This window comes from Clostridium sp. N3C, from assembly GCF_900095445.1.
GTDB lineage: Bacteria > Bacillota > Clostridia > Clostridiales > Clostridiaceae > Clostridium_AU.
Genome location: NZ_FMJL01000008.1, coordinates 41,190 through 64,693, shown reverse-complemented (window position 1 = coordinate 64,693; position 23,504 = coordinate 41,190). Strand labels below are relative to the sequence as shown.

Genomic DNA, 23,504 nt, shown 5'->3' with positions numbered 1-23,504 from the left:
CTATTCTCCTATTATAAACTCATCAAGATTTTTCTTTGTTATCACTTGGATATCCGTATCAATGAATTCAGGAACAATCTCACCAGACTTAATAGCAATTAAGCTCTTAATGCTTTCATACCCCATATTGTACGGATCACTAGCTATAGTTCCATAGATTATTTCTTTATCAATATATCTGAGTATTTCCTCAGAATTGCCGTAACCTACTACAGCTATTTGTCCCACCTTGTTGCTATTTACAATAAATTGAACTGATCCCAAAGTATCTGCAGAAGTTAATGTAAATATAGCATTAATTTCTTCATCAGATTCAATTATATTTTGAGTGATTTCTTCAGCACTTAAAACTCCCATTTTTGAACTATAACTTTTTACAACTTTCATATCTGGATAATTCTTTAAAGTAGTACTAAATCCATACATCTTAGCATTATGCTCAATAGATCCTTGACTTCCATCATCACTAGAAATAATAGCTATCCTTGCCTTTCCACCAGTGGCCTCTGCTAACAACCTAGCTGCCTCTTTTCCTACCATAAAACTGTTTGTACCTATATAGGCATTTCTATTACTTTTTGCATCATCATTTTCAAAGGTTATCACAGGTATATCTTTACTAACCGCTTTATTTATAAGATCTGTAAATCCTTCTGAATTAGTAACATGAGTTATGATTCCATCTACCTTAGATATAGTGGCAATATCTATGTATTTTAATTCCTCCGTAGGATCATTAAAGCGAGGTGCGTAAATCTCCACCACTACATTATTATCTTCGGCACTTTCTTCCACACCTCTCATAACTTCCTTCCAAAAAGGATCTGCTGAATTTTGGCCAATGAAATAAAAATGGTATAATGGTTTAGCTCCAGGCAGTTGTATATCCTCTTTCTTTAACGCATATAGGACAATAGAGCATAAGGCAATCAAAAATAATAGAATATAAATAGCATAGTTGTACATATATGTGGCGATTAATTTTATTTTTTTCATATAACTCCTACTCCTAGTAACCTTGATATCATAGTATTACTCTATTCTTATTTTAACCTTGAAAAGCAAATTCACTCTTTCGATTAATTAAGGCTTTAATGCTATAATTTTATTTGAATTATAGCATTCTTATAATTGTATGTAAACCTTTTTACCATTGATACTTCGTCACCTTTTGGAAATTCAATTTATAAGGTTCTTGTAAAATTTTACTCAATATTGTATTCTTAAAGTAATTTTAAGAATACTTGAGGATCATGAAAGTAAAAGTGTCAATATCCCCAGTAATTATTAGGAGGTACACATGCCAAAAAAAGAAAAGTTGCTTGCTGAAAGTGTGGCAGAGGATATACTAGCCATGATTACTATAGATAAAAGATTTTTACCAGGAGATAAGCTTCCCAATGAAATTGAACTTTCATCAGAACTTAAGGTCAGTAGAACTACCTTAAGGGAAGCTATCCGTATTTTAACTTCACACAATGTTTTAGAAATAAAAAGAGGAAAGGGCACCTTCATATCAAATAATCTAAATTTGAATGACCCTTTAGGTTTAGATGAACTTAACAATGTAAGACATAATATTAAAGATTTATATGAGATAAGATTAATATTCGAACCTAAAATCGCCTATTATGCAGCTACTAGAGCTACAGACAAAGAACTAGAACGTATTCTTTACTATGGCAAACTTGAAGAAGAAACCATTTTAAAAAAGGAAGATCGTACAGAGGTGGAACAGGCCTTCCATAAATCTATTGTTAAAGCCACCCACAACGAATTTATGAATAGGTTAATGCCTATAATTTATAAAGCTATATATCAAGGTGTTATTTTATCCAATGAAAATCCTGCAATGATAGAGGAAACCATTAACGACCATAGAATGATTATGAACTTTCTAGCTAATCGTGATGCTGAGGGGGCAGAGACCGCAATGAAGCTACATATAATTCATGCTATGAGAGGCTTTGAAAAAGAACTAAGAGACTTATAGAAAATACTGCCAACACTTCATTGACAAGAGACATCATACAACTTATAATATTGTTGGACAACTATATTGATAAATAAACTTTTTATTATATAAGAAAGGGTGGAAAATTTTATGAGAAGCGATTCAATAAAAAAAGGAATTAAAAGTGCTCCTCAGCGATCCTTATTGAATGCACTAGGTATGACAAAGGAAGAAATGGAAAAGCCCCTTATAGGAATTGTTAGTTCCTATAATGAAATTGTCCCAGGTCATATGAACTTAGATAAAATTGTAGATGCTGTAAAACTAGGTGTGGCTATGGCTGGCGGTACTCCTGTTGTATTTCCTGCTATTGCTGTATGCGATGGTATTGCCATGGGACATATAGGCATGAAATATTCATTAGTTACAAGAGACTTGATTGCAGATTCCACAGAGGCAATGGCTATGGCCCATGCCTTCGACGGTTTGGTAATGGTTCCAAACTGCGATAAAAACGTACCAGGTCTCTTGATGGCTGCTGCTAGACTCAATATTCCTACCATCTTTGTAAGCGGTGGTCCAATGTTGGCAGGTAGAGTAGATGGTCGTAAAACTAGCCTTTCCAGTATGTTTGAAGCAGTAGGTGCTTATCACGCTGGAAAAATCAACGACGAAAAACTGGAAGAATATGAAAATAAAGTTTGTGCAACCTGCGGTTCCTGTTCAGGTATGTATACAGCCAACAGCATGAACTGCCTAACAGAAGTTTTAGGTATGGCCTTAAAGGGTAATGGAACTATTCCTGCTGTTTATTCTGAAAGAATTAAATTAGCCAAGCATGCTGGAATGCAAATAGTAGAACTAGTTAAAAAAGATATACGTCCTAGAGACATTATGACTAAGGATGCCTTTATAAATGCATTAACTATAGACATGGCTCTTGGTTGTAGCACAAATACTATGCTACATTTGCCAGCCATCGCCCATGAAGCTGGAGTAGAATTAAATGTTGATATTGCTAATGAAATAAGCGCTAAAACACCTAATCTATGTCACCTAGCTCCTGCCGGTCATGCTTATATGGAAGATTTAAATGAAGCTGGTGGCATCTATGCTGTTATGAACGAAATAAATAAATTAGGCTTATTAAAAACAGATCTAATTACTTGTACCGGAAAAACTGTGGCAGAAAATATTGAAGGTTACCTTAACAAAAATCCTGAAATTATTAGACCGGTAGAAAATCCTTATAGCCCAACCGGTGGAATAGCAGTTCTTAAGGGTAACCTTGCACCTGACTCCTGCGTAGTAAAACGTTCTGCAGTAGTGCCAGAAATGTTAAAACATGAAGGTCCTGCTAGGGTATTCGACTGTGAGGAAGATGCCTTAGATGCAATAAATTCTGGTAAAATAGTTGCTGGCGATGTGGTTGTAATCAGATATGAAGGACCTAAAGGTGGTCCTGGTATGAGAGAAATGCTCAATCCTACTTCCGCCATCGCTGGTAGAGGCCTAGACAGCACCGTTGCTCTAATAACCGACGGTCGTTTCAGTGGAGCCAGCAGAGGTGCTTCCATTGGTCACGTTTGTCCAGAAGCTGCTGTAGGTGGCCCCATTGCCTTAGTTGAAGATGGAGATATAATTCAAATTGACATAAATAACAATAGTATTAATCTACTAGTTAGTGATGATGAATTAGAAAGAAGAAGAGCAAATTGGAAACCTAGAAAACCACAAATTACCAACGGCTATTTAGCAAGATATTCTTCCATGGTTTCTGCAAGCTGCAAGGGTGCTATTTTAGAAGTTCCAAAGAGCAATGATTAATTAACAGATAAATTGGAATATAAAAAGTCTTGTTTTTAGAAACGCTAAAAACAAGACTTTTTATATTCTATTATGGCCCTGGCTTATTAGTGTACTGTCATTTTTAATTCACCATCTATAAGATCAATCTTTATTTCCTTCCCCGGACCTACAGAGCCTTTAATAATCATTTTTCCTATTTCTGTTTCTATAAACTTCTGTAAGTATCTCTTTATTGGTCTTGCCCCATACACTGGATCATAGGCCCTATCTGCCATATAATATTTTGCACCCTCAGTTACCTTTAAGTTTATTCGTCTATCATCTAACCTTCTTTGTATATCTGATAAAGCCAGGTCAATAATCTTAATTATTTCTTCCTTTCTTAAAGGCTTAAATAGAACAATTTCATCAACACGGTTTAAGAACTCCGGTTTAAAATGTCTATTAAGGTCAGCCATAACTGCTTCTCTAGCACTTTCTTCTATTTCACCCTTATCATTTATTCCTCTAAGTAAATATTCACTACCTATATTTGAAGTCATTATAACTACAGTGTTCTTAAAATCTACAGTTCTACCTTGACTGTCTGTAAGCCTTCCATCATCTAAGAGCTGTAAAAGTACATTAAACACTTCTGGATGAGCCTTTTCTATTTCATCAAAAAGAATAACAGTGTATGGTTTTCGTCTTACTGCCTCTGTAAGCTGTCCTCCTTCCTCATAACCTACATATCCAGGAGGCGCTCCTATAAGTCTTGCTACCGTATGCTTCTCCATATATTCGGACATATCTATTCTAACAATGTTATCCTCACTGTCAAACAAAGCTTCAGATAAGGCCTTTGATAGTTCCGTTTTTCCTACCCCAGTAGGTCCTAAAAATATGAAAGATCCTACAGGTCTTCTTGGGTCCTTTAAGCCAGAACGTGCTCTTATCACCGCATCAGATACCGCTATTACCGCCTCATCTTGTCCTATAACCCTCTTATGAAGGATATTCTCTAAATTAAGCAGCTTATCCTTTTCATTCTCTACTAACTTTGTAATTGGTATACCTGTCCAACGAGATACTATTTCCGCTATCTCTTCCTCTGTAACCTCTTCCTTTAACAAGGTATTTTCGCTAGTCCTTTTCTTTTGCTTTTCTTCCTCCAATTGCTTTTGAAGCTCTGGCAACTTACCATGCTTTAATATAGCTAACTTTTCTAAATCATACTGTCTCTCAGCCTCTTCTATTTCCCTAGTTACCTCTTCAATTTGAGCCTTAAGTTCTTTTTCTCTCATGATATTTTTCTTTTCTAACTCCCATTGAGCCTTCATTCTATTTGCCTCTTCCTTCAAGGAGCTTATTTCTTTTTCCAGATCTTTCAGTCTATCTATAGATATTTCATCCTCTTCCTTTTTTAAGGCCTGGCGCTCTATTTCCAGCTGCATAATTCGTCTTGATATCTCATCAATCTCTGTAGGCATGCTGTCAATTTCAGTTCTGATCATGGCTGCAGCCTCATCCATTAAATCTATAGCCTTATCTGGCAAAAACCTTTCGCTAATATATCTATTAGAAAGCACTGCACAGGCTATTATTGCATTGTCCGTTATCCTAACTCCATGATGAATTTCAAACCTTTCTTTTAAGCCTCTAAGAATGGATATAGTATCTTCTACCGTAGGCTGTTCAACTATGATAGGTTGAAATCTCCTCTCTAAGGCCGGATCCTTTTCAATATATGTCCTATATTCATCTAAGGTTGTGGCACCAATACAATGTAACTCTCCTCTTGCTAGCATTGGCTTTAGCAAATTACCTGCATCCATAGCTCCTTCGGCCTTACCGGCACCTACAATGTTATGAAGCTCATCTATAAACAATATAATCCTACCATTAGAGTTATTAACCTCATTAAGTACTGCCTTAAGCCTTTCTTCAAATTCTCCCCTATATTTAGCTCCTGCTATTAAAGAACCTATATCCAAGGCAAAAATAGTCTTATCTTTCAGCCCTTCAGGCACATCGCCCTTTAAAATCCTTTGGGCCAGACCTTCTACCACCGCAGTTTTACCTACTCCCGGTTCTCCAATAAGCACTGGATTGTTTTTAGTTCTTCTAGATAAAATCCTTATAGCTCGTCTTATTTCTGCATCTCTACCTATAACCGGATCTATCTTACCCTGTCTTGCCATTTCTACAAGATCCCGTCCATATTTATTTAATACATCATAGGTATCCTCGGGATTGGGAGATGTAATTCTCTGATTGCTCCTTACCTTACTTAAGGCCACCATGAACTTATCTAAGGTGATGCCATACTTTTTAAATATCTCCTGAAGAGATTTATCTCTATCTTTTAACAAAGCAATATAAAGATGCTCAACGCTAGTATATTCATCTTTAAACCTTTTTGCCTCATCTTCTCCTTGATTAAGAATCTGTTCAAATCTTCTAGACATGTATAAATCAGAGGCTCCATTTCCATAAACTTTAGGTAACTTTTGAAGCTGGACCTCTACATCTTTTGCATACATGGAAAGATCATGTCCCATGTATTTAATCAGCTTTGGTATAAGCCCATCTTCTTGAGTTATCAAAGCTAGGTGAAGATGCTCTACATCTATTTGCTGATGCCCCATTCTTACCGCAATATCTTTTGCAGATAATATTGCACTTTGAGCCTTTTCTGTAACTCTTTCTATGTTCATAATCTTTCATCTCCTCTCTATTAATTGTTACCTCCTGCTAGCTCTCCTAATCTTTCATATAGCCTTTTCATCTCTTCATTTATATTCTTAGGATTTACTATTCTTACTTTTATATATAAGTTTCCTCTCATTCCTTGTCTATCAACATATCCTTTTCCAGGAATCCTTAATTTTGTGTCTGTCTGAACCCCTGCCGGCACTTTTAATATTATTTTCCCATCTAGAGTCTCTACAGAGGCTTCACTGCCTAAGGCTGCTTCCCAAGGAAACACATCAATAGTAGTGGTTATATCAAGTCCTTCAAGGCTTTGATTAGTTTCTGTTTTCATTTTAACTGTTAGATATAAATCACCATTTTCTCCACCATTAATGCCAGGCTCTCCTTGTCCTTTTAATCTAATTTTTTCTCCATCTTTAACTCCCTTAGGTATTTTAAAGGTAAGACTTTTATTTTGATTTTGCCTTCTAAAGGTAATTTTCTTTTCTAATCCCTTAAAGCCCTCTATCAAAGTAACTTCTAACTCTGACTCAATATCTTTACCTTTCTTACTATAGGAAGTTCTTCTAAAGCCACTGCTTCCACCGCCAAAAAAGTCTCTAAAATTAAACCCTCCATCGCCAAAAAACATATTAAAAAAGTCACTATAATTTCCAGAACTACTACTAAAATCATACTTAAAATTATCAAAACCAAACTGAGAAGGATCAAAATCATACCCCCCCTGGAAATTGAATCCGCTGCCAAGGGCATCATATTGTTTTCTTTTTTCTTCATCTCCTAGCACTTCATAGGCTTCAGAAACATCCTTAAACTTTTCTTCTGCCTCTTTATTACCTGGATTTGCATCAGGATGGTATTTTTTAGCTAGTTTTCTATATGCTTTTTTGATCTCATCTTGAGAAGCATTCTTATCAACACCAAGAATTTGGTAATAATCCTTATATTTCACATTATCATCCCTTCTTCTTGCAAGTTTATATTTATTTAATCATATCTATTCTAATTATAGAAATCCTACTTCCATAATTACTTGACCTTCTTTGACCTTAATTTTATAATAACAAAGCTATTTTCCATAATCAAGCACATAATTAAAAAAAGTCTATTATAATAAGACAACCAAACTTATAATGCTATTAATATCTTCTTATTTCTTTAAATTTTTAAACTTATCGCTTATTTTCATCCTCACATATTATTAATTTACATCTAACCTTTTTTATTATACCTGTATATAAGCTCTTTTAAAGCATATTTTACATAAGAACTAAAAAATATAAACTCGGCTTTTGCCGAGTTTATATTTCTAATGATAACAAATTACCGGAGTTCCTGGGGAAATATTATAAAAAATTTCTTTAGCTAAGTTATAGGGACAATTTATGCATCCATGTGAACCATTGGTTTTATATATCTCTCCTCCAAAAGTATTTCTCCAGCTAGCATCGTGTATTCCAATTCCTCCGTTAAAGGGCATCCAATAGGTAACTGGTGAAGCATAATCTGCACCTCTTAATATAGCATCTTTTTGTTTGTACTTTAATACGTAAATGCCACTAGGAGTCGCATTTCCTGCTCTCACATTTCCTGTAACAACGGGACCATGAGTTATTAAGGATCCATCTTTATAATACCATAAATACTGTTTTGATAAATTTATCTCTACATACGTATTGCCAATATCATTACTTGCTTTAACTAAGCCTTTCTGACCATATACGGGCTCCCTTGATACAGTTTGACCATCTTTAATTGCAGCAATTAAAGCTTTTGATTCTTCTGAAATATTAATTGACCAACCATAATCTCCACCGCCAATATTTATAGTTCCTCCTAATGATGTTTTAAATTGCTTTACCTTACCTACTGTATTGTATTTACTAGCAAGCTCTTTAACATACTCTTTTACCTTATTTTCATCAACTGATATTGAAAAATCTTCATTTACTATAAGCCAATTATTTATTTTATTTTTATCTAAAGTTTCCTGGCCATCTATAAAATTATATGTAATCTTAGCTGATAAATATTTGTTAAGTGTTTCCTTTGCTTTAAAAACTTCTGGAGATTTAGAAGTGTATTGTGGATTAATATAGCAATTCTCAACATCTAAATTTAATTCCCTTTTCATACTTTGTATAGCGGTACTTACCTTATCATTGAATACTTCCTTATTAATTTTGTTACCATATACTTCATCTACAATAACAAACTCTCCATTTTGAAAAGTAAAGCTTGGACTTTTAGGTTCTACAATATTAGCTTCATTAAAGCAAGCAAGTTTATTTATTTGATCCTCTAGCTTAGCACTATCATAGGCTAGCTCTTCTGTTATTTTTAAGTCCTCTGCCTTGAAAAAAGCAAGAAACCACTTAAAGGGATTCTGTTTATCTTTAACATGACTGAAATCCCCATTACAGTTATAATACATTCCTATTTCCTCAGCTTTTATATGTTCTTCTTTATCTCCTCGTTGTTTTAAATTTAAAGAATACTTCTTTAGTTCTGCTGCCATTATATCATTTACTTCCTGCACTGATTTCCCTGAGACCACTATACCATTAATCTCAGTTCCTATAAAAAGATGTCTAGTAAAAAATATTACCATAACAAAATATACAAGTAATATAAGACAAAGAACAATGGAACCTATAATGCCAGCTTTCTTAAATTTCTTTTTCTGTTTCTTAGTCATACCTACCCATCCCTCTAAGCATCAATTATTGAAAATTGTATTAATTTCACAGTTCAATTGTATGTAATTGTCTTTATATATAATACAATTATTAAAAATATTAATTCAATAATTTTTTACATAAACTAAATCAGTTATTTATACAACGGTATTTCTACCCCTTATTTTAGCTTTATATAACTTTTCGTCTACCATCTTGATAAGACTATTAGCGGTGGTACATTTATTACCATCGCAGACAGTGTAGACTCCAAAACTCGCCGTAATTTGAATCTTTTGGTTATCAATTATAATTTCCTCCTCCATAACACTCTTTCTAATTTTCTCTGCAATAAAGCGAGCCTCCTCTAAATTAGTATTAGGAAGAGTTATAATAAATTCCTCTCCTCCAAATCGAGCAACCCAGTCTCTATCTTTTCGAATATTGGTCTGTAATATTTTAGCAAACCTTCGTAAAACCTCATCACCTGCTATATGTCCATATTTATCGTCGATGTCTTTAAAATAGTCTAAATCAGTGAATATAATAGATAGGTGTTCTTTATTAGATGAGGCTTCTAACAAGTTCTTAGGAAGTTGTTCATATATAAATCTTCTGTTATATAGATTAGTCAATTCATCCATCACAGCTAATTTATTCATAAGATCAATTTTAGAAAACAACTTCATTCTAGTTCCGGATTTTCTATCTTTTAGGTATAGTTCATTAGTTGTCTCTTTCATTAATTCTACAACTACTTTTTTTTCCTTAATATAAATAGGAACGGCAGTTATCATAAACATCTTTTCTCCTTCATATTCTATTTCTATTATAGTTTCTTCTTCCTGCCAGGTCCTTCTAAGGATACACTCTTCACATTCCTCTTTGCTCAAACATTCATGGCATTGAGTATCGGTATGAACTAATTCACCTTCTTTTAATTCCAATATTTCATTATTTGCAAAATCTATAATTCTTATATGATCATATATTTTTTCCAAAAGCTCCATTTTATCTTCAATTTTATTCAATTTTTTCATCAACTCATCTCCTAATAGATCTTTGTACATTATTTTATGTTTAATGAATATTTGCTTTATTTTTTTCATATATCAATATTTTTAGGGATATAATAATCTTTGTATATACTATAAATCAATTTATATATCTTTATACTAGGAACTAAGTTGATATATTATTTTAAAAGCTGCAAATTCTATTTCTATCTTTCCTATAACTTCAAAGAATGATGAACACAGCTTATCTCATCTGGACATAAAACTTCAATGCTATTACTTTTAATTTACTCTAAATATATCCAAAGCATGATGTGTCATCCCTATCAAATCTGGACATTCACAAATAGATAAATGATACTTCAAGTATGTTTCAAACATCTTTTCATCCATCTCAACTATAGTATCTCTCATATGATTAGTAAACAAGTCCGTTGCAACAAAGTGAAACCGTTCAATTCATAGTAGTAATAAATTCTACCTGTCCATATTTTGATATAAGGCGTGAACCTTCATCATAATTACTATAATATTCTGTTAAATATTTAACCTCTTCCAAGGCCTTTCCCCCTTCAATGTTTTGCTTAATAATATGCTGTAGTGTTATAATTTAATTTAATATAATATAATCTAACACTCCAATCATCCCCCGCTTTATTACGCTCATACATAAATTCATTATAACATCCTGAATCAAAAACTTTTAGTAGATCCATAAAATCATCCACTAGATTATAGTCTTTCAATGATTCCCTATCAATCCATTTCATCTCTCCTTCCTCAGAAGAAATTAATGTACCTTTAAATTTATTAGTCTTAAATAATAATACGATATATCTTTCATCTTCATCCGTTTGAAATTGCTTTATTCCACATAATTGTGGATTTATTATTTTTAAGCCAGTTTCCTCCTTAACCTCACGAATTACCGCTTGAACAAAGGATTCTCCCTTTTCTACATGTCCACCTAGAAAAGTTAAACCTTTCCAATCTTCTTTAACTCTATCTTGAAGCAATATTTTATTTCCATCATAAATCATACATAATACGGTTATTATAGCTTTTTCCCACTTACTCATATTTTCTCCTTAAAAAACAAGTTAAAATCTACAATTAAATATTAGTTTATAAATTTTAATTAATATATCCTTTAAATTATACCATATTATTACATTTTTATATAATTAATTTATTGTTTTTTATCAATAAATTATGGATTGTAATTTTACTTTATTGTTTATCATTACTTATTCCTTTTAATTGATAAATGTAAAGAAAAATACCAGAATAAAGTAAATTACAAGTTAGGGTTATTTAATCTTTATTCAGTATCCCTAACTTGTAATCTTAATAATAAAAGTGATAAAAATCAATTAATATTCTTGAATCTAAATTATTTTGTGCCTTCTCTAAAAAATTACATTAATATTCTGGATAAAATATCAGGTAATAAATCCGTATTCCATCACTTGTAACTTCATTTCCCAAGTATCCATCACACTGTAGCCTATATATCCTGTTTCTAATCTCCTTTATTCTATGCTTCATATTATTTTGCAACATGATTTTATGAATCTCAGCTAATGTGAACATTTCTGTTTCATTATTTTTTAATAGTTTTAACAATTCTTCATCTTCAAACTCCGTTATATCTTCCATTATCTATTCTCCTTAACAACTTCCACTTTTTAGTCTAAAGTCAGTAAAATTTAATATTACAAATTATTTTGACATAATATTCATCTTAAAATACTTCCCTAGCCACAATATCTCGTATAGATTGCTTCCATCTCTCTAGCTTTTCAATAGAATAATTTATAATCTCTATTATATAATCTATACTCTTAAAGGGTTTTAAAATATAGTCATTTGCTCCTAGCTCCAAAGACTGTATAGTAAGTTCCATTGTTGAGTGCACCGTCATCATTATTACTTGTGTAAGTGCATCATAACTTCTTGCAAATTTTAAAACTTCTAAACCATCCATTTTAGGCATTACAATATCCGTTATGATTATATGAAATTTTTCATCCTTAATCATTTTTATAGCTTTTACCGAATCATTGCATGTAGTAACATTAAAGCCTTCTAAAACAAGATTTTTTTGTAGGGCAGATAGCGTTTCCTCTTCATCATCAATAATCAATATTTTATAATACTCTCGCATGATTGTTATCCTTCTTTCATTTACTGATTAATCCGCACATGGCATGTGTTTCATTATAATACTGTTTAATATCTAAAATATCTATTATAGACTCCAAAATATTATATATTCTCCTCCTATATATGCCTCCATTCAATATAACTACTTGTATGCCATTTTCTGACATGAATTTATTTAAATTAATTAACTTTTTCAATTCATTATTCTCAATTATTTCTAGATCATTTATATCTATCAATACATATCTAAAAAGATCCCTGTCCATCTTTTCTTTTAATATTTCCAATCTTTCTATATTATCTTCGTCTTTTTTCAGTTGAAGGTATTTAAAAAACACTTTATTCTTAAACATATCATAAAGTTTGCTTATTAAGCATTGATATAACTTTATCATAGTTGGAATAATATCTAGGGAAATCATATTAGAGCCTTCAACTATAAAAACCTGAATATTAATAAAGGCAATTACCTCATTCATTATTGTAACTAATTCTTTGTTATCACTATCCAGTTCTAAAATTTTTTGAGCTTCTATGTACAATTTATCAATTTTTTCTCTTTCCTTATTACACCAACAGGTATCTGTTATAAAATTTCCCAAATCCATGAAATCATCAAAAAATTCCACCAATAAATCTCTTTTTTCCTTTTGGATATCCTCTCCTGTGTTCCTTAATACTTCATTGTCAATATAAGTAATCTTTATTCCATTGATAAATGGAATATCTACTTTGCTAAGCAACTTATCATAGTCAATATTAGTTTTATATACACATTCATAATCCTGTATAACTTCATCAGAATTGGAGGAAACCATAAAATTAACACTTGGATAAGAATATACTATCTTACCACTTTCATTCAAGGAATTTACTATCATAAACCTAGTAATTGACTGCATTGGGTTTTCTACATCAAATAATAATCGTATAAAATATGTTTTGGAAAAGTCGGAGATATCTTTTTCTATAAATTCCATTAGATCATCTTCTTCAAAATCAGTTTCAGAATTCTTTTCTTCTTTTACAGTTTGCAGAAACATATCCATTTCTTCTTGAAGCTTTAAAGATCTCTCTATTTCTTTATTATCTATTTTATTTTCAGGTGAAATTCTCCTCATTTGAAATAACACTCTAAGCTGATCAATACAGTTAATGCAAAGATTTGATATTTCATTATCAAATTCAAATTTACCGTCACGGATATAATTTAAAATATCTTCTAATTTATGAGCCAAACTTGATAGTTCATCAAAATTAACAGCAGCAGAGCTACCTTTTATTGAATGTATACATCTAAAAAGGCTATTAAAGTTATCCATAGAAAATGTTTTTTCTAATCCTATAATATAAGCCTCTGCTTCTTCTAAATTATCACTAGTTTCTTCAAAATATATATCTAATAGCTCATTTTGATCCATGGTAATCACCTTCCTTTTGGAAAAATAAGTGCAAAATCAGTACCTTCATCTAAATTACTATTTACCTCAATACTTCCTCTGTGTACCTTTATTATGTCGTGGACAATGGATAAACCTAACCCAGTACCTCCATCTTCTGCACGAGTGGTAAAAAAAGGATTAAATATCTTAATGATTCTTGTAGAATTTGATATTTCTTTTTCCTCCATTCTAAACATTTTTCTTAGATTAAGAACAGGTATAACATTTCCCCTTAAGTTAACAATTCCATCTATGAAATAAGGTGCTCTAGGTATTCTAGTAACTTCAGTCATTCTCGTTATTTCTTCAACGTAGTTTATTTTAATTGCATATTCCTCACGTTCCAACTTTAAAGTTACCAACTGTTCCTCATCTAACAACTGTTTTTCAATACTTTTATAAACCTCGTCTACTTTTTTTTCATTGCTTATATCTGAAATCTGCTGAAGCTTGTCCAATGCTATAAACTTTGTAGGATCTAAAATCATAATAAGTCTTTTCCCACCATCTAATTTAGCTATTCCTTTCAATTGCTCTCCATCCTCACCATAAAAGATGGCCGGTGGAGGTTGGATTACATTTTCCGTAACTCTTTTTACCTCTGAAACTTTGTCCACCATAATTCCACAGGTAACCTTGCCCATATCCACTATAAGTATTCTTGTGTGATCTGTGACTTCTACATCTTCAAGGCCCAAGTACTTCCTTAAATTTACTATAGGTACCAAATTACCTCTTATAGATGCTACACCTTCTATATAACTTTCAGCATTGGGGACTTTTACTATATCTATTACTCTTATTATTTCCTTTACTTGCATTATGTTTATAGCATATTCTTCTTTATCAACAATAAAGGAAACTAGTTGCTCTTCATTTAACTTTTCATTTTCTTCATAGGCGATAGTTTTTTCCATTTGAATATCAACATTGGCAGCATCAATATTTTGAACTTCTTCAACTTTCAGAATTTTAAACAAATCAAGTAACATTATAAGTCGATTTCCATTATCAAGTTTTATAACACCATTTAAATAATCCATAGAATCGTTTTTCATTATACTAGGAGTATCCTCAATATCCTTAGAATTAACCCTTATTACTTCAGATACCCTATCCACTATTACTCCTGTAGCCTTACCATTTATATCAATTACAAGCACTCTGCTATTCTCATCATGGTCTTTTTTCTCCATATTAAATCTCAATCTACCATCGATAATTGGAAGTACATTTCCCCTAAGATTGCAGACTCCCTCTACATAAAAAGGTGCATTTGACACTTTTGTAATTTCCGAAACTCTTACTATTTCTTTTACATTCATTATATCTGCGCCAAATTCATCGTTTCCAAGATGGAAGGTAACCAACTGTCTTTCTAATAAACTAAAATTATTTTCTAATGAAGCCATTGCTTTCCCTCCATATCCTACATATTTTGTAATTCATCAGCAAGTCCTGATATCTCCTCTATAGCCTCTGCAAGTTCCTGCATGCCTCTAGCCTGCGCTGTTGCTACATTACTAGCTTTTTCAGTAGCTGCTGCTGCCTCCTGTGCTGCAGATGATATTTGTTCCACACCCTTCTTGGCCTGCTCAAGAGCAATCATTGTCTCTTCTGCCCCTTTTGAAATCTCTTTAGAGCCTTCTAATATATTAATCATAGCTTCCTGAATTACAATTAAATTATCAGTGATTCCTTTGGCCTTCTCTACTTCTGAGAGAGATGTTCTACTTGCCACTTCTGTATCAGCAGCAACTCGTGCTATTTGACTTTGAATTCCTCTTACAAGATCTTTTATTTTATCAGTATTTTCAGCGGATTCATTAGCTAAAGTTCTTATATCTCCTGCAACTACAGAAAAGCCCCTGCCGAATTCTCCTGCTCTAGCTGCTTCAATGGAACCGTTAACAGCAAGCATATTGGTTTGAATTGTAACGTTTACTATAGCATCAACAATCTTATCTATCTTTCTAGTTGTTTCCTCTAAGTTCTTAATGTTCTTAGCAGCTATAGTATTTGCCTCTGCTGATGCACCAATTCCAGCAATCATTGCATCTATTCCAGCTTTATTTTCATTTAGTAGAGCTTGTAATTCTGCTACTTTCTCAGTGGACTGAATAGCTCTTTTATTCATCTGAGTAGCTCCTGCTGCTAATCTTTCACTGATAGCTGCAGCTTTTTCAGTAAGTCTAGCCTGAGCCTCCGCACCAATAGCAACTTGCTCAATAGCTCTCATAACCTCAGTTGCAACAGAATTGGCTTCTTCTACATTAGCAGAAAGCTCTTCTGCCGTTGAAGCTAATATTTCTGAAGATTTTTGTGTATCCGTTGATACCTTTAGTTCCTCTGCTAATTGTGAAAGCTCTGATGAGCCTATATTCAATTCTTCAAAAGCCCTATTTTGTTCTTCAATAGATTTTTCTATTTCTTCTGCTGCACTAGTCTGTTCTTCAGCAGCAGCGGCTACCTGCTCAGATATAGCTAAAAATTCTGTAGCTCCTTTTGCAGCATTCACTGAATTTTCTACTATTTCATTTATGCCACTCTGTACCTCTATAACATCCTTCTCAACTTTCTCCAAATCTTCTGTGATCTTTTTAGCCTTTTCCACCTCCTCATTTGCCACTTTTCCTGAACTTTGAATATCCACAACAACAACTTTAACATTTTCCTGTATCTCATTTACCAGTTCTCTTATATTTCTAGCTGACTTTTCGGAGGTCTCTGCCAAATTTCTAACTTCATCGGCCACTACTGCAAAGCCCTTCCATGTTCTCCAGCTCTAGCAGCCTCAATTGCCGCATTGAGAGCCAATAAATTTGTCTGATCAGCAATCCTCACTACAGCTTGTACAATTTCACCAATTTCATCAGATTGCTTTTCCAGTTCTGCAATAAGCTTTACAGACTCAAGATTAGTATTAGCAGCTTCTTTGATTCCTTCAATTAACAATTCAGTATCTCTTGCTGTAGATCTTATTAAAAATTGAGCTTCATTGATTTTATTTAAAGACTCTTTAGCTCTTTGTTCAGCTATAACTGCCGCTTTATCTATCTGATTGATTGCTGCTCTAGATTCTTCAGTAGCAGAAGATGCCTGAATAGCTCCAGAAGCAATCTGAGTCATTGTTGACCCCAACTCTCTGGAAGCAGAACTAGCTTCTTCCATACCTACAACTAATTGCTCTGTTGCAGTTGAAATTCGTTCAGCAATTTGCTGCTGCTTAGCCAAAGTTCTTGATCTCAATTTTTCCTGAGCCTGTCTCCTAGCCATTTCTCTTTTTTTCTCCATTTCATCAGCATTATGCTCTAATAGAGCACTTTTACTTCCTTTAGCTGTAGTTGCAGAAACCTTTTCATTTTTAGTTTCTTTACTGGTTACTGTTGCTGGCTTTGCAAGTTTCTTTTCCATTATGTATTCCTCCTATATATATTTAGTAGCTCCCAGAATTCTGCAAACATTATTTTGCATAAGATAAATTTGCATAATTTAAAGAGCTTTATGTTAACTATTTAACATGTAGTTTCACTTTATCAAAAATATTTTGAATCGTCAATCAAATATCGACATAAAATAGATATTTATTTATTAATTTTGATTTTTCCAACATTTTTCGCAACTATTTTGTAATTATAATGTAATATTATATGAATATTACAGGTTAATATTAACATTAATTACATTTATATTATCAATTTTAATTAATTGTTTTGTAATAACTTAACATATTAGGTGATTAATTTAATAGATATTTAGTTATATTTTCTGGAATAAACTATAAATTATTACATATGATACATATTATATTGTGAAATTACTTATATATTTGTTAAATTTTTAACTAATATATATTGATTTTCAACATATACCATTTAATACTATATTTGATTATTAATCCACTATCTATCATTTACTCAATAATATGAAAACTATATATTCTGATGGAGATATTTAACGATGAGTAAGTTGTAAAATTTAATCACAAATATCAAAATATAAAAAGATAACAAATAAGGGATACAGATTCTATTTCTGTATCCCTTATTTGTTATCTTTATCGTCAAAGCGTTATAAACCTTGATAATCCTTACTTAGATGGAGGCGAGGGGAATCGAACCCCTGTCCGAAGGCAGCAATGCCTGAGCTTCTCCGAGTGCAGTCAGTATTTTCACATTCCCTCTGCTTGCCCCCTACTGACAGGGTTCAAGCTTCAGTAGCTTCATAAATCCCGTTCCTGAGGCAAAGCTTACTCAGGCTCGTTTCACCGCTGTCGACGCCAGATCCTAAGCCGCGGTACTCTTAGGCTGACGGCATGCAGACTAAGCTGCTAATGCTAAATTGTTATTTTCGTTTGCGTTTATATTTAATTCCCGTTTTTTTAACGCAGGTACAGGAGACCTTCGACTCGCTACTCAAACACGTCTTACCCCCGTCGAAACCAGTACGCCCCCTTATTATTAGTGGGCTACTTTTGTCAGAGTGCTGACGCCCTAACGCAAACTCAAGTATTTAGTTGTCAAAGACTACAATTATTATAATACTGCAGTTTGAACTAAGATTCAATAGTGAATTTAACTCTTTATTATTAAAATATTCCTATAGGTAAATATAATTACTTACTATTTTAAAAAATTATTAATTTGAATATTTTTTGTAAATTTATACTTGTTGACTTTTAAGAAAGATAGGCTAATATTTCATTTTATTCTTGAATTCTCTTTCTATATCCCTTTTAGCTGCCCTTTCCAGCATAGAATCTCTCTTATCATAGTTCTTTTTACCTCTAGCCACAGCTAAACTAACCTTAACTCTTCCGTTCTTAAGATAAAGAGCTAGGGGGACTAGGGTATATCCCTTTTGAGCAGTGTAACCTATGAGTTTTCTTATTTCACTTGCATGCAATAGTAGTTTTCTCTCCCTCAAAGGATCTACATTAAATATATTACCTTGTTCATAAGGACTAACATGCATATTTTTTATAAATATTTCACTATTTCTTATATCTGCATAGCTATCTTTCAAATTAACTTTTCCTTGTCTTATAGACTTTACTTCTGTACCTACTAAAACTATGCCTGCTTCATAGGTTTCTTCTATAAAATAATCATGTCGAGCTTTTCTGTTTTCTGCCAAGGTTTTTGTTCCCTTATCTTTACTACTCATAAATTAACACCTCTACAATTACATTGCTAAGTTATTATTATATATGTTTTCTCCAGCACTGTCAATGAAAATATAATAGAGGATAGAGCTGGAAAGAGCCTTTCTTTCCAGCCAAAGTTCTTTATTCATCTAAATACTGAGAAAAATCTTCTTTATATTCATCTACTTCTTCTAATTCTACTCTTTCTACCTCTTCATCCGCCTCATCTTCTACATCTTCTTTAAAATTAAAATCATCTTCTATAACTTCAAACTCCTTCTCAAATTCCTCCACCGACAATATTTGGTATCCTTCTGATAGACTTTCAAGCTTTTCCTTAGGAACTTCTAAGTTTACAACTTGATTTTCCTCTTCATCTTCGCTTTCAGTAAGCTCAAAATGAATTTCTCTGTTATCAATATCTACCTTACTTACCTTTACTTTAACTTCATCACCTAATCGGTACATTTTCTTAGTCCTTTCTCCTATTAAGCAGAGATGCTTTTCATCATAGAAATAGTAGTCGTCATGAAGATTGCTTATGTGTACCAAGCCTTCTATAGTGTTTGGTAGTTCTACAAAAAATCCAAAGGAAGTAACGGAAGATATTATACCTTCAAACTCCTCACCTATTCTATCAAGCATATACTCAGCTTTCTTTAAATCATCCACTTCCCTTTCAGCATCTTGAGCAATTCTTTCCATCTCTGAAGACTGAATTGAAGCATATTCTACTGCAGATGTTAATTTCTTTATTCTTTCTTCTGTTATTTTACCATTAATAAATTCCTTTATTATCCTATGAATAATTAAATCTGGATAACGTCTAATAGGTGAAGTAAAATGGCAGTAATACCTAGCAGCTAAGCCGAAGTGACCTAAAGATTCCGGTGAATATCTAGCCTGCATCATAGAACGTAACAGTAATGTGCTAACTACCGTTTCTTCCTTTTTACCCTTTGCCTTTTCTAAAATCTCTTGTAGATTTCTAGGATGCAGCTCTTTTGTACGCTTTACAGTATAGCCTAGATTATGGATAAACTCGTAAAAATGTTCTAGTTTTTCTTCCTTAGGATCCTCATGTACTCTATAAACAAAAGGAATATTGGCCCAGAACATATGCTCAGCCACTGTTTCATTACACACAAGCATAAATTCCTCAATAATTCTATTAGCTATGCTTCTTTCATAAGGCTTTACATCAATAGGCTTTCCTTTTTCATCCAGTATAATTTTACTTTCTGCAAAGTCAAAGTCCACAGCTCCTCTATTCATTCTTTTTCTATTTAAAATATTGCAGAGCTCTTCCATTTTCTTAAAGTCATCTACAAGATAATCATATCTTTTTATTAACTCTTCATCTTTATCTCTCAAAATTTTTGTTACATCTGTATAGGTCATTCTCTCACTGGTTTTTATTACACTTTCCACTATTTCATGATTAAGCACTTTACCCCTGTGATCAATTTCCATAAAGCAAGATAGCGCTAAACGATCCACCTTTGGATTTAAGCTACAAATACCGTTGGAAAGCTTTTTAGGAAGCATTGGTATAACTCTATCAATTAAGTAAACAGAAGTACCTCTTTTTAAAGCTTCTTTATCTAAAGGACTTCTTTCGGTAACATAATGAGAAACATCTGCTATATGAACACCTAATCTAAAATTACCATTATCTAATTTTTCAATGGATACGGCATCATCCAAATCCTTAGCATCTTCACCATCTATAGTTATCATTCTTAAGGATCTTAAATCCCGTCTTCTCTTATATTCTGATTCTGGAATTTCATCTGGTATACTCTCAGCATAGTTTAGAACCTTTTCAGGGAATTCTTCAGGTAATTTATAATTCTTAATTATACTTAATATATCAACGCCAGCTTCGCCTTTCTTACCTAGAATTTCTACTATCCTACCTTCCGGATTTCTCCTTGCCTCTGGCCACATTGTGATTTCTACTATAACTACGTCCCCAGTTTTAGCTCCATTCTTTTCTGCCTTAGGTATAAAGATATCGTGATAAATTCTTTTATCATCCGCAACTACGAAACCAAAATTTCTGCTATCTTCATAAACACCTACTATGGTCTTATTAGCCCTTTCTAGTATTCTTACTATTTCTCCTTCTGCTTTTTTCTTTTCTTCATTTTCCTTCAATATTTTAGCTATGACAATATCTCCATTCATAGCTCCATTTACATTATTTGCTGGAATAAATATATCTGGACTATCTTCGTAAGGTATTACAAAACCATAACCCTTTTGATGTCCTTGAAATTTACCCTTTATTAATCCCATTCTATCTGTAAGTCCGTACTTTCCTGCTCTATTTTTTATGATTATACCTTCTTTTTCCATGGACTTTAAGATCTTTTTCATGGTCTGCATCTCATCACGACTAATACCAAACAATTGACACAATTGATATAAATCCATAGGTTTGTAAGCCGCTTCCCTCATGAAGTCCATAATTTTTTCCCTTACATTCATATTAACACCTCTCACTAATTAAAATACTACCTTCTTATAAATAACTTCTTATCTTCTATATTACGTTAACCATTCTCTAATGCTATTTTTAACAGGAGTCAAATAAATATTCACAATATAAGACATACAACTCAACTATCAAATTAAACATGGAGGAAAATTAATAAAGATTCAATTTTTTCGAAGATGTTTAAATTAAGTTTACGTAGGATATCTTCAAGAATTAAGAAAAAACTCATATTTCAATAACTTATTTTTATCTTTTCTAATAACTAATAAATTAAACTTAAAAATTGGATACCAATAAAAACAAAAGCTGACTACTGCAGATAGGAATTGCAAAAGTCAGCATAGCTTTTATATATGTATTACTTAGTCACTAAATTCAAGGCTATAGTTACTATAGCAAATAAAATAGCTAAAACTACTGTAAGTTTAGCTAACATAGCTTCTCTAGTTCTTGACTTATTTTTTGAAAAAAAGCTTTCATTATTACCTGACATCAAACCCTGTAATGCATCTGACTTACTTGGCTGTAAAAGTACAACTGCTGTTAATGCAAATGCAAGTATTATATCCATAACTACTAAAAATGTATACATTTGACAGCACCTCCTAACCCCTGTTTTGCCATATGAATTAATTTTATCACACATTACATTATATTACAATAAAATATTTTATTTAATAAAAAGGACCGCCTAAGCAGTCCATTAAATTAATTATCTCTTTTTGATATTGTAGAAAGCCTTTATTCCTCTATATTCAGCTACATCAAGAAGTTCTTCTTCAATTCTTAATAACTGATTGTATTTTGCAACTCTTTCGCTTCTAGCAGGAGCACCAGTCTTTATCTGCCCAGCGTTTACTGCTACAACTAAATCTGCAATAGTTGTATCTTCAGTTTCACCGGATCTATGGGATACAACTGCAGTATATCCAGCTCTTTCAGCTGTTTCTATAGCATTTAAAGTTTCTGTTAATGTACCAATTTGATTTAGCTTAATAAGTATGGAGTTAGCTACTCCTCTTTCAATTCCCATTTCCAATCTCTTTGTATTAGTTACAAATAGGTCATCACCAACTAGTTGAACTTTGTGTCCAAGTTTTTCAGTAATTAACTTCCAACCTTCCCAATCTTCTTCTGCCATACCATCTTCGATAGAGATTATTGGGTACTTTTCAACTAATTTCACATAGAAATCTACCATTTCTTCTCTGCTTAATACCTTGCCTTCTCCAGCTAAATTATATTTTCCATCTTCATAGAATTCTGAAGAAGCAGGGTCAAGAGCAATATAGATATCCTTTCCTGGTTCATAACCAGCCTTGCTTATAGCTTCAATTATAACCTGAATAGCTTCTTCGTTGGATTTTAGGTTAGGAGCAAAGCCACCTTCGTCACCTACTCCAGTTTCATATCCCTTTGACTTTAATAAAGCCTTTAAAGTATGATAAACTTCAGCACACATTCTTAATGCTTCACTGAAGGAAGGAGCTCCTGCAGGCATAATCATAAATTCTTGTAAATCTACATTGTTGTCAGCATGCTTTCCACCATTGAGTATATTCATCATTGGTACTGGCAATACTTTTGCATTTACTCCGCCTATGTACTGGTACAATGGTAATCCTAAATAATTTGCAGCTGCTTTTGCACAAGCTAAGGATACTCCTAAAGTTGCATTAGCACCTAACTTTGATTTATTTTCTGTACCATCTAATTCAACTAAAATTTTGTCTATAAGAACTTGGTCAAATACATTAACTCCTGCCAATTCTTCAGCAACTATATTGTTTACATTTTCAACAGCCTTTAATACACCTTTGCCGTTGTACTTTGACTTATCTCCATCCCTTAATTCTACTGCTTCGTGAATACCAGTAGATGCTCCTGAAGGCACTGCAGCTACACCTACTGTACCGTCTTCAAGAGTAACCTCAACTTCAACTGTAGGAAATGCTCTTGAATCCAATATTTGTCTAGCATACACATCTACAATTTCTACATAATTTTTCATGTAAAACCCTCCTTTAATTTTGTAATATATATTAAGATATATATAAATGTGCCTTAGCAAATTTACCCACATAAAGACACATTTA

General features: G+C 32.6%; 18 protein-coding genes, 1 other RNA gene and 1 pseudogene. 2 read left to right on the top strand and 18 right to left on the bottom strand.

The features are described from left to right. On the bottom strand, positions 1-996 hold the full coding sequence (locus N3C_RS04485; RefSeq protein ID WP_074364866.1) for a substrate-binding domain-containing protein: 996 nt from the start codon (positions 994-996) through the stop codon (positions 1-3). A gap of 304 nt (positions 997-1,300) precedes the next feature. On the opposite strand from N3C_RS04485, the gene N3C_RS04480 reads away from it, so the two are divergent. Together N3C_RS04480 and ilvD are read left to right on the top strand one after the other, a co-directional pair. Then, positions 1,301-1,993 (top strand): FadR/GntR family transcriptional regulator, encoded by a 693-nt coding sequence (locus N3C_RS04480; RefSeq protein ID WP_074364865.1) that lies wholly within the window; start codon positions 1,301-1,303, stop codon positions 1,991-1,993. 111 nt (positions 1,994-2,104) lie between these two features. Continuing rightward, on the top strand, positions 2,105-3,781 hold the full coding sequence (ilvD, locus tag N3C_RS04475) for a dihydroxy-acid dehydratase (RefSeq protein WP_074364864.1): 1,677 nt from the start codon (positions 2,105-2,107) through the stop codon (positions 3,779-3,781). An 86-nt stretch (positions 3,782-3,867) separates the two neighbouring features. Here ilvD and clpB read toward each other — a convergent pair whose 3' ends face one another. The 17 genes and pseudogenes from clpB to eno all read right to left on the bottom strand — a co-directional run bounded on the left by clpB (position 3,868) and on the right by eno (position 23,419). Further along, entirely contained in the window at positions 3,868-6,459 is a 2,592-nt protein-coding gene (gene clpB / locus N3C_RS04470) for an ATP-dependent chaperone ClpB (RefSeq protein ID WP_074364863.1), read from the bottom strand. Between the two features lie 20 nt (positions 6,460-6,479). Beyond that, positions 6,480-7,409 (bottom strand): DnaJ C-terminal domain-containing protein, encoded by a 930-nt coding sequence (locus N3C_RS04465; protein WP_074364862.1) that lies wholly within the window; start codon positions 7,407-7,409, stop codon positions 6,480-6,482. A gap of 357 nt (positions 7,410-7,766) precedes the next feature. Next, the gene (locus N3C_RS04460) at positions 7,767-9,155 is read right to left on the bottom strand and encodes a L,D-transpeptidase family protein (RefSeq protein ID WP_083604412.1); all 1,389 of its coding nucleotides are present in this window, start codon (positions 9,153-9,155) and stop codon (positions 7,767-7,769) included. Between the two features lie 138 nt (positions 9,156-9,293). After that, positions 9,294-10,175 (bottom strand): GGDEF domain-containing protein, encoded by an 882-nt coding sequence (locus N3C_RS04455; RefSeq protein WP_074364861.1) that lies wholly within the window; start codon positions 10,173-10,175, stop codon positions 9,294-9,296. A 258-nt stretch (positions 10,176-10,433) separates the two neighbouring features. Continuing rightward, a complete protein-coding gene (locus tag N3C_RS15400; protein ID WP_278281014.1) occupies positions 10,434-10,565 on the bottom strand; it encodes a hypothetical protein in 132 nt (43 codons plus the stop codon). 170 nt (positions 10,566-10,735) lie between these two features. Continuing rightward, entirely contained in the window at positions 10,736-11,230 is a 495-nt protein-coding gene (locus N3C_RS04450) for an 8-oxo-dGTP diphosphatase (protein ID WP_074364860.1), read from the bottom strand. Positions 11,231-11,573: 343 nt separating this feature from the next. After that, entirely contained in the window at positions 11,574-11,810 is a 237-nt protein-coding gene (locus N3C_RS04445; RefSeq protein ID WP_074364859.1) for a hypothetical protein, read from the bottom strand. 85 nt (positions 11,811-11,895) lie between these two features. Next, entirely contained in the window at positions 11,896-12,318 is a 423-nt protein-coding gene (locus N3C_RS04440; protein WP_074364858.1) for a response regulator, read from the bottom strand. Positions 12,319-12,334: 16 nt separating this feature from the next. Beyond that, positions 12,335-13,738: an Hpt domain-containing protein gene (locus tag N3C_RS04435; RefSeq protein WP_074364857.1), complete on the bottom strand. Its 1,404-nt coding sequence runs from the start codon at positions 13,736-13,738 to the stop codon at positions 12,335-12,337. Between the two features lie 5 nt (positions 13,739-13,743). Further along, positions 13,744-15,171, bottom strand: coding sequence for a chemotaxis protein CheW (locus N3C_RS04430; protein WP_074364856.1), 1,428 nt, complete (start codon positions 15,169-15,171; stop codon positions 13,744-13,746). A 17-nt stretch (positions 15,172-15,188) separates the two neighbouring features. After that, positions 15,189-15,812, bottom strand: coding sequence for a methyl-accepting chemotaxis protein (locus N3C_RS15255; RefSeq protein WP_242944040.1), 624 nt, complete (start codon positions 15,810-15,812; stop codon positions 15,189-15,191). A 474-nt stretch (positions 15,813-16,286) separates the two neighbouring features. Then, positions 16,287-16,888: pseudogene (locus N3C_RS15250) on the bottom strand (methyl-accepting chemotaxis protein); the annotation flags it as partial. A 967-nt stretch (positions 16,889-17,855) separates the two neighbouring features. Next, positions 17,856-18,213: a transfer-messenger RNA gene (gene ssrA / locus N3C_RS04420) on the bottom strand. Positions 18,214-18,451: 238 nt separating this feature from the next. After that, positions 18,452-18,925, bottom strand: a complete 474-nt coding sequence (smpB, locus tag N3C_RS04415) for an SsrA-binding protein SmpB (protein ID WP_074364855.1) — start codon at positions 18,923-18,925, stop codon at positions 18,452-18,454. 121 nt (positions 18,926-19,046) lie between these two features. After that, positions 19,047-21,398, bottom strand: a complete 2,352-nt coding sequence (gene rnr / locus N3C_RS04410) for a ribonuclease R (protein ID WP_083604410.1) — start codon at positions 21,396-21,398, stop codon at positions 19,047-19,049. 368 nt (positions 21,399-21,766) lie between these two features. Further along, positions 21,767-22,000: a preprotein translocase subunit SecG gene (gene secG / locus N3C_RS04405; protein WP_074364854.1), complete on the bottom strand. Its 234-nt coding sequence runs from the start codon at positions 21,998-22,000 to the stop codon at positions 21,767-21,769. 120 nt (positions 22,001-22,120) lie between these two features. Further along, positions 22,121-23,419 (bottom strand): phosphopyruvate hydratase, encoded by a 1,299-nt coding sequence (gene eno / locus N3C_RS04400; protein WP_074364853.1) that lies wholly within the window; start codon positions 23,417-23,419, stop codon positions 22,121-22,123. Between the last annotated feature and the right edge of the window lie 85 nt (positions 23,420-23,504).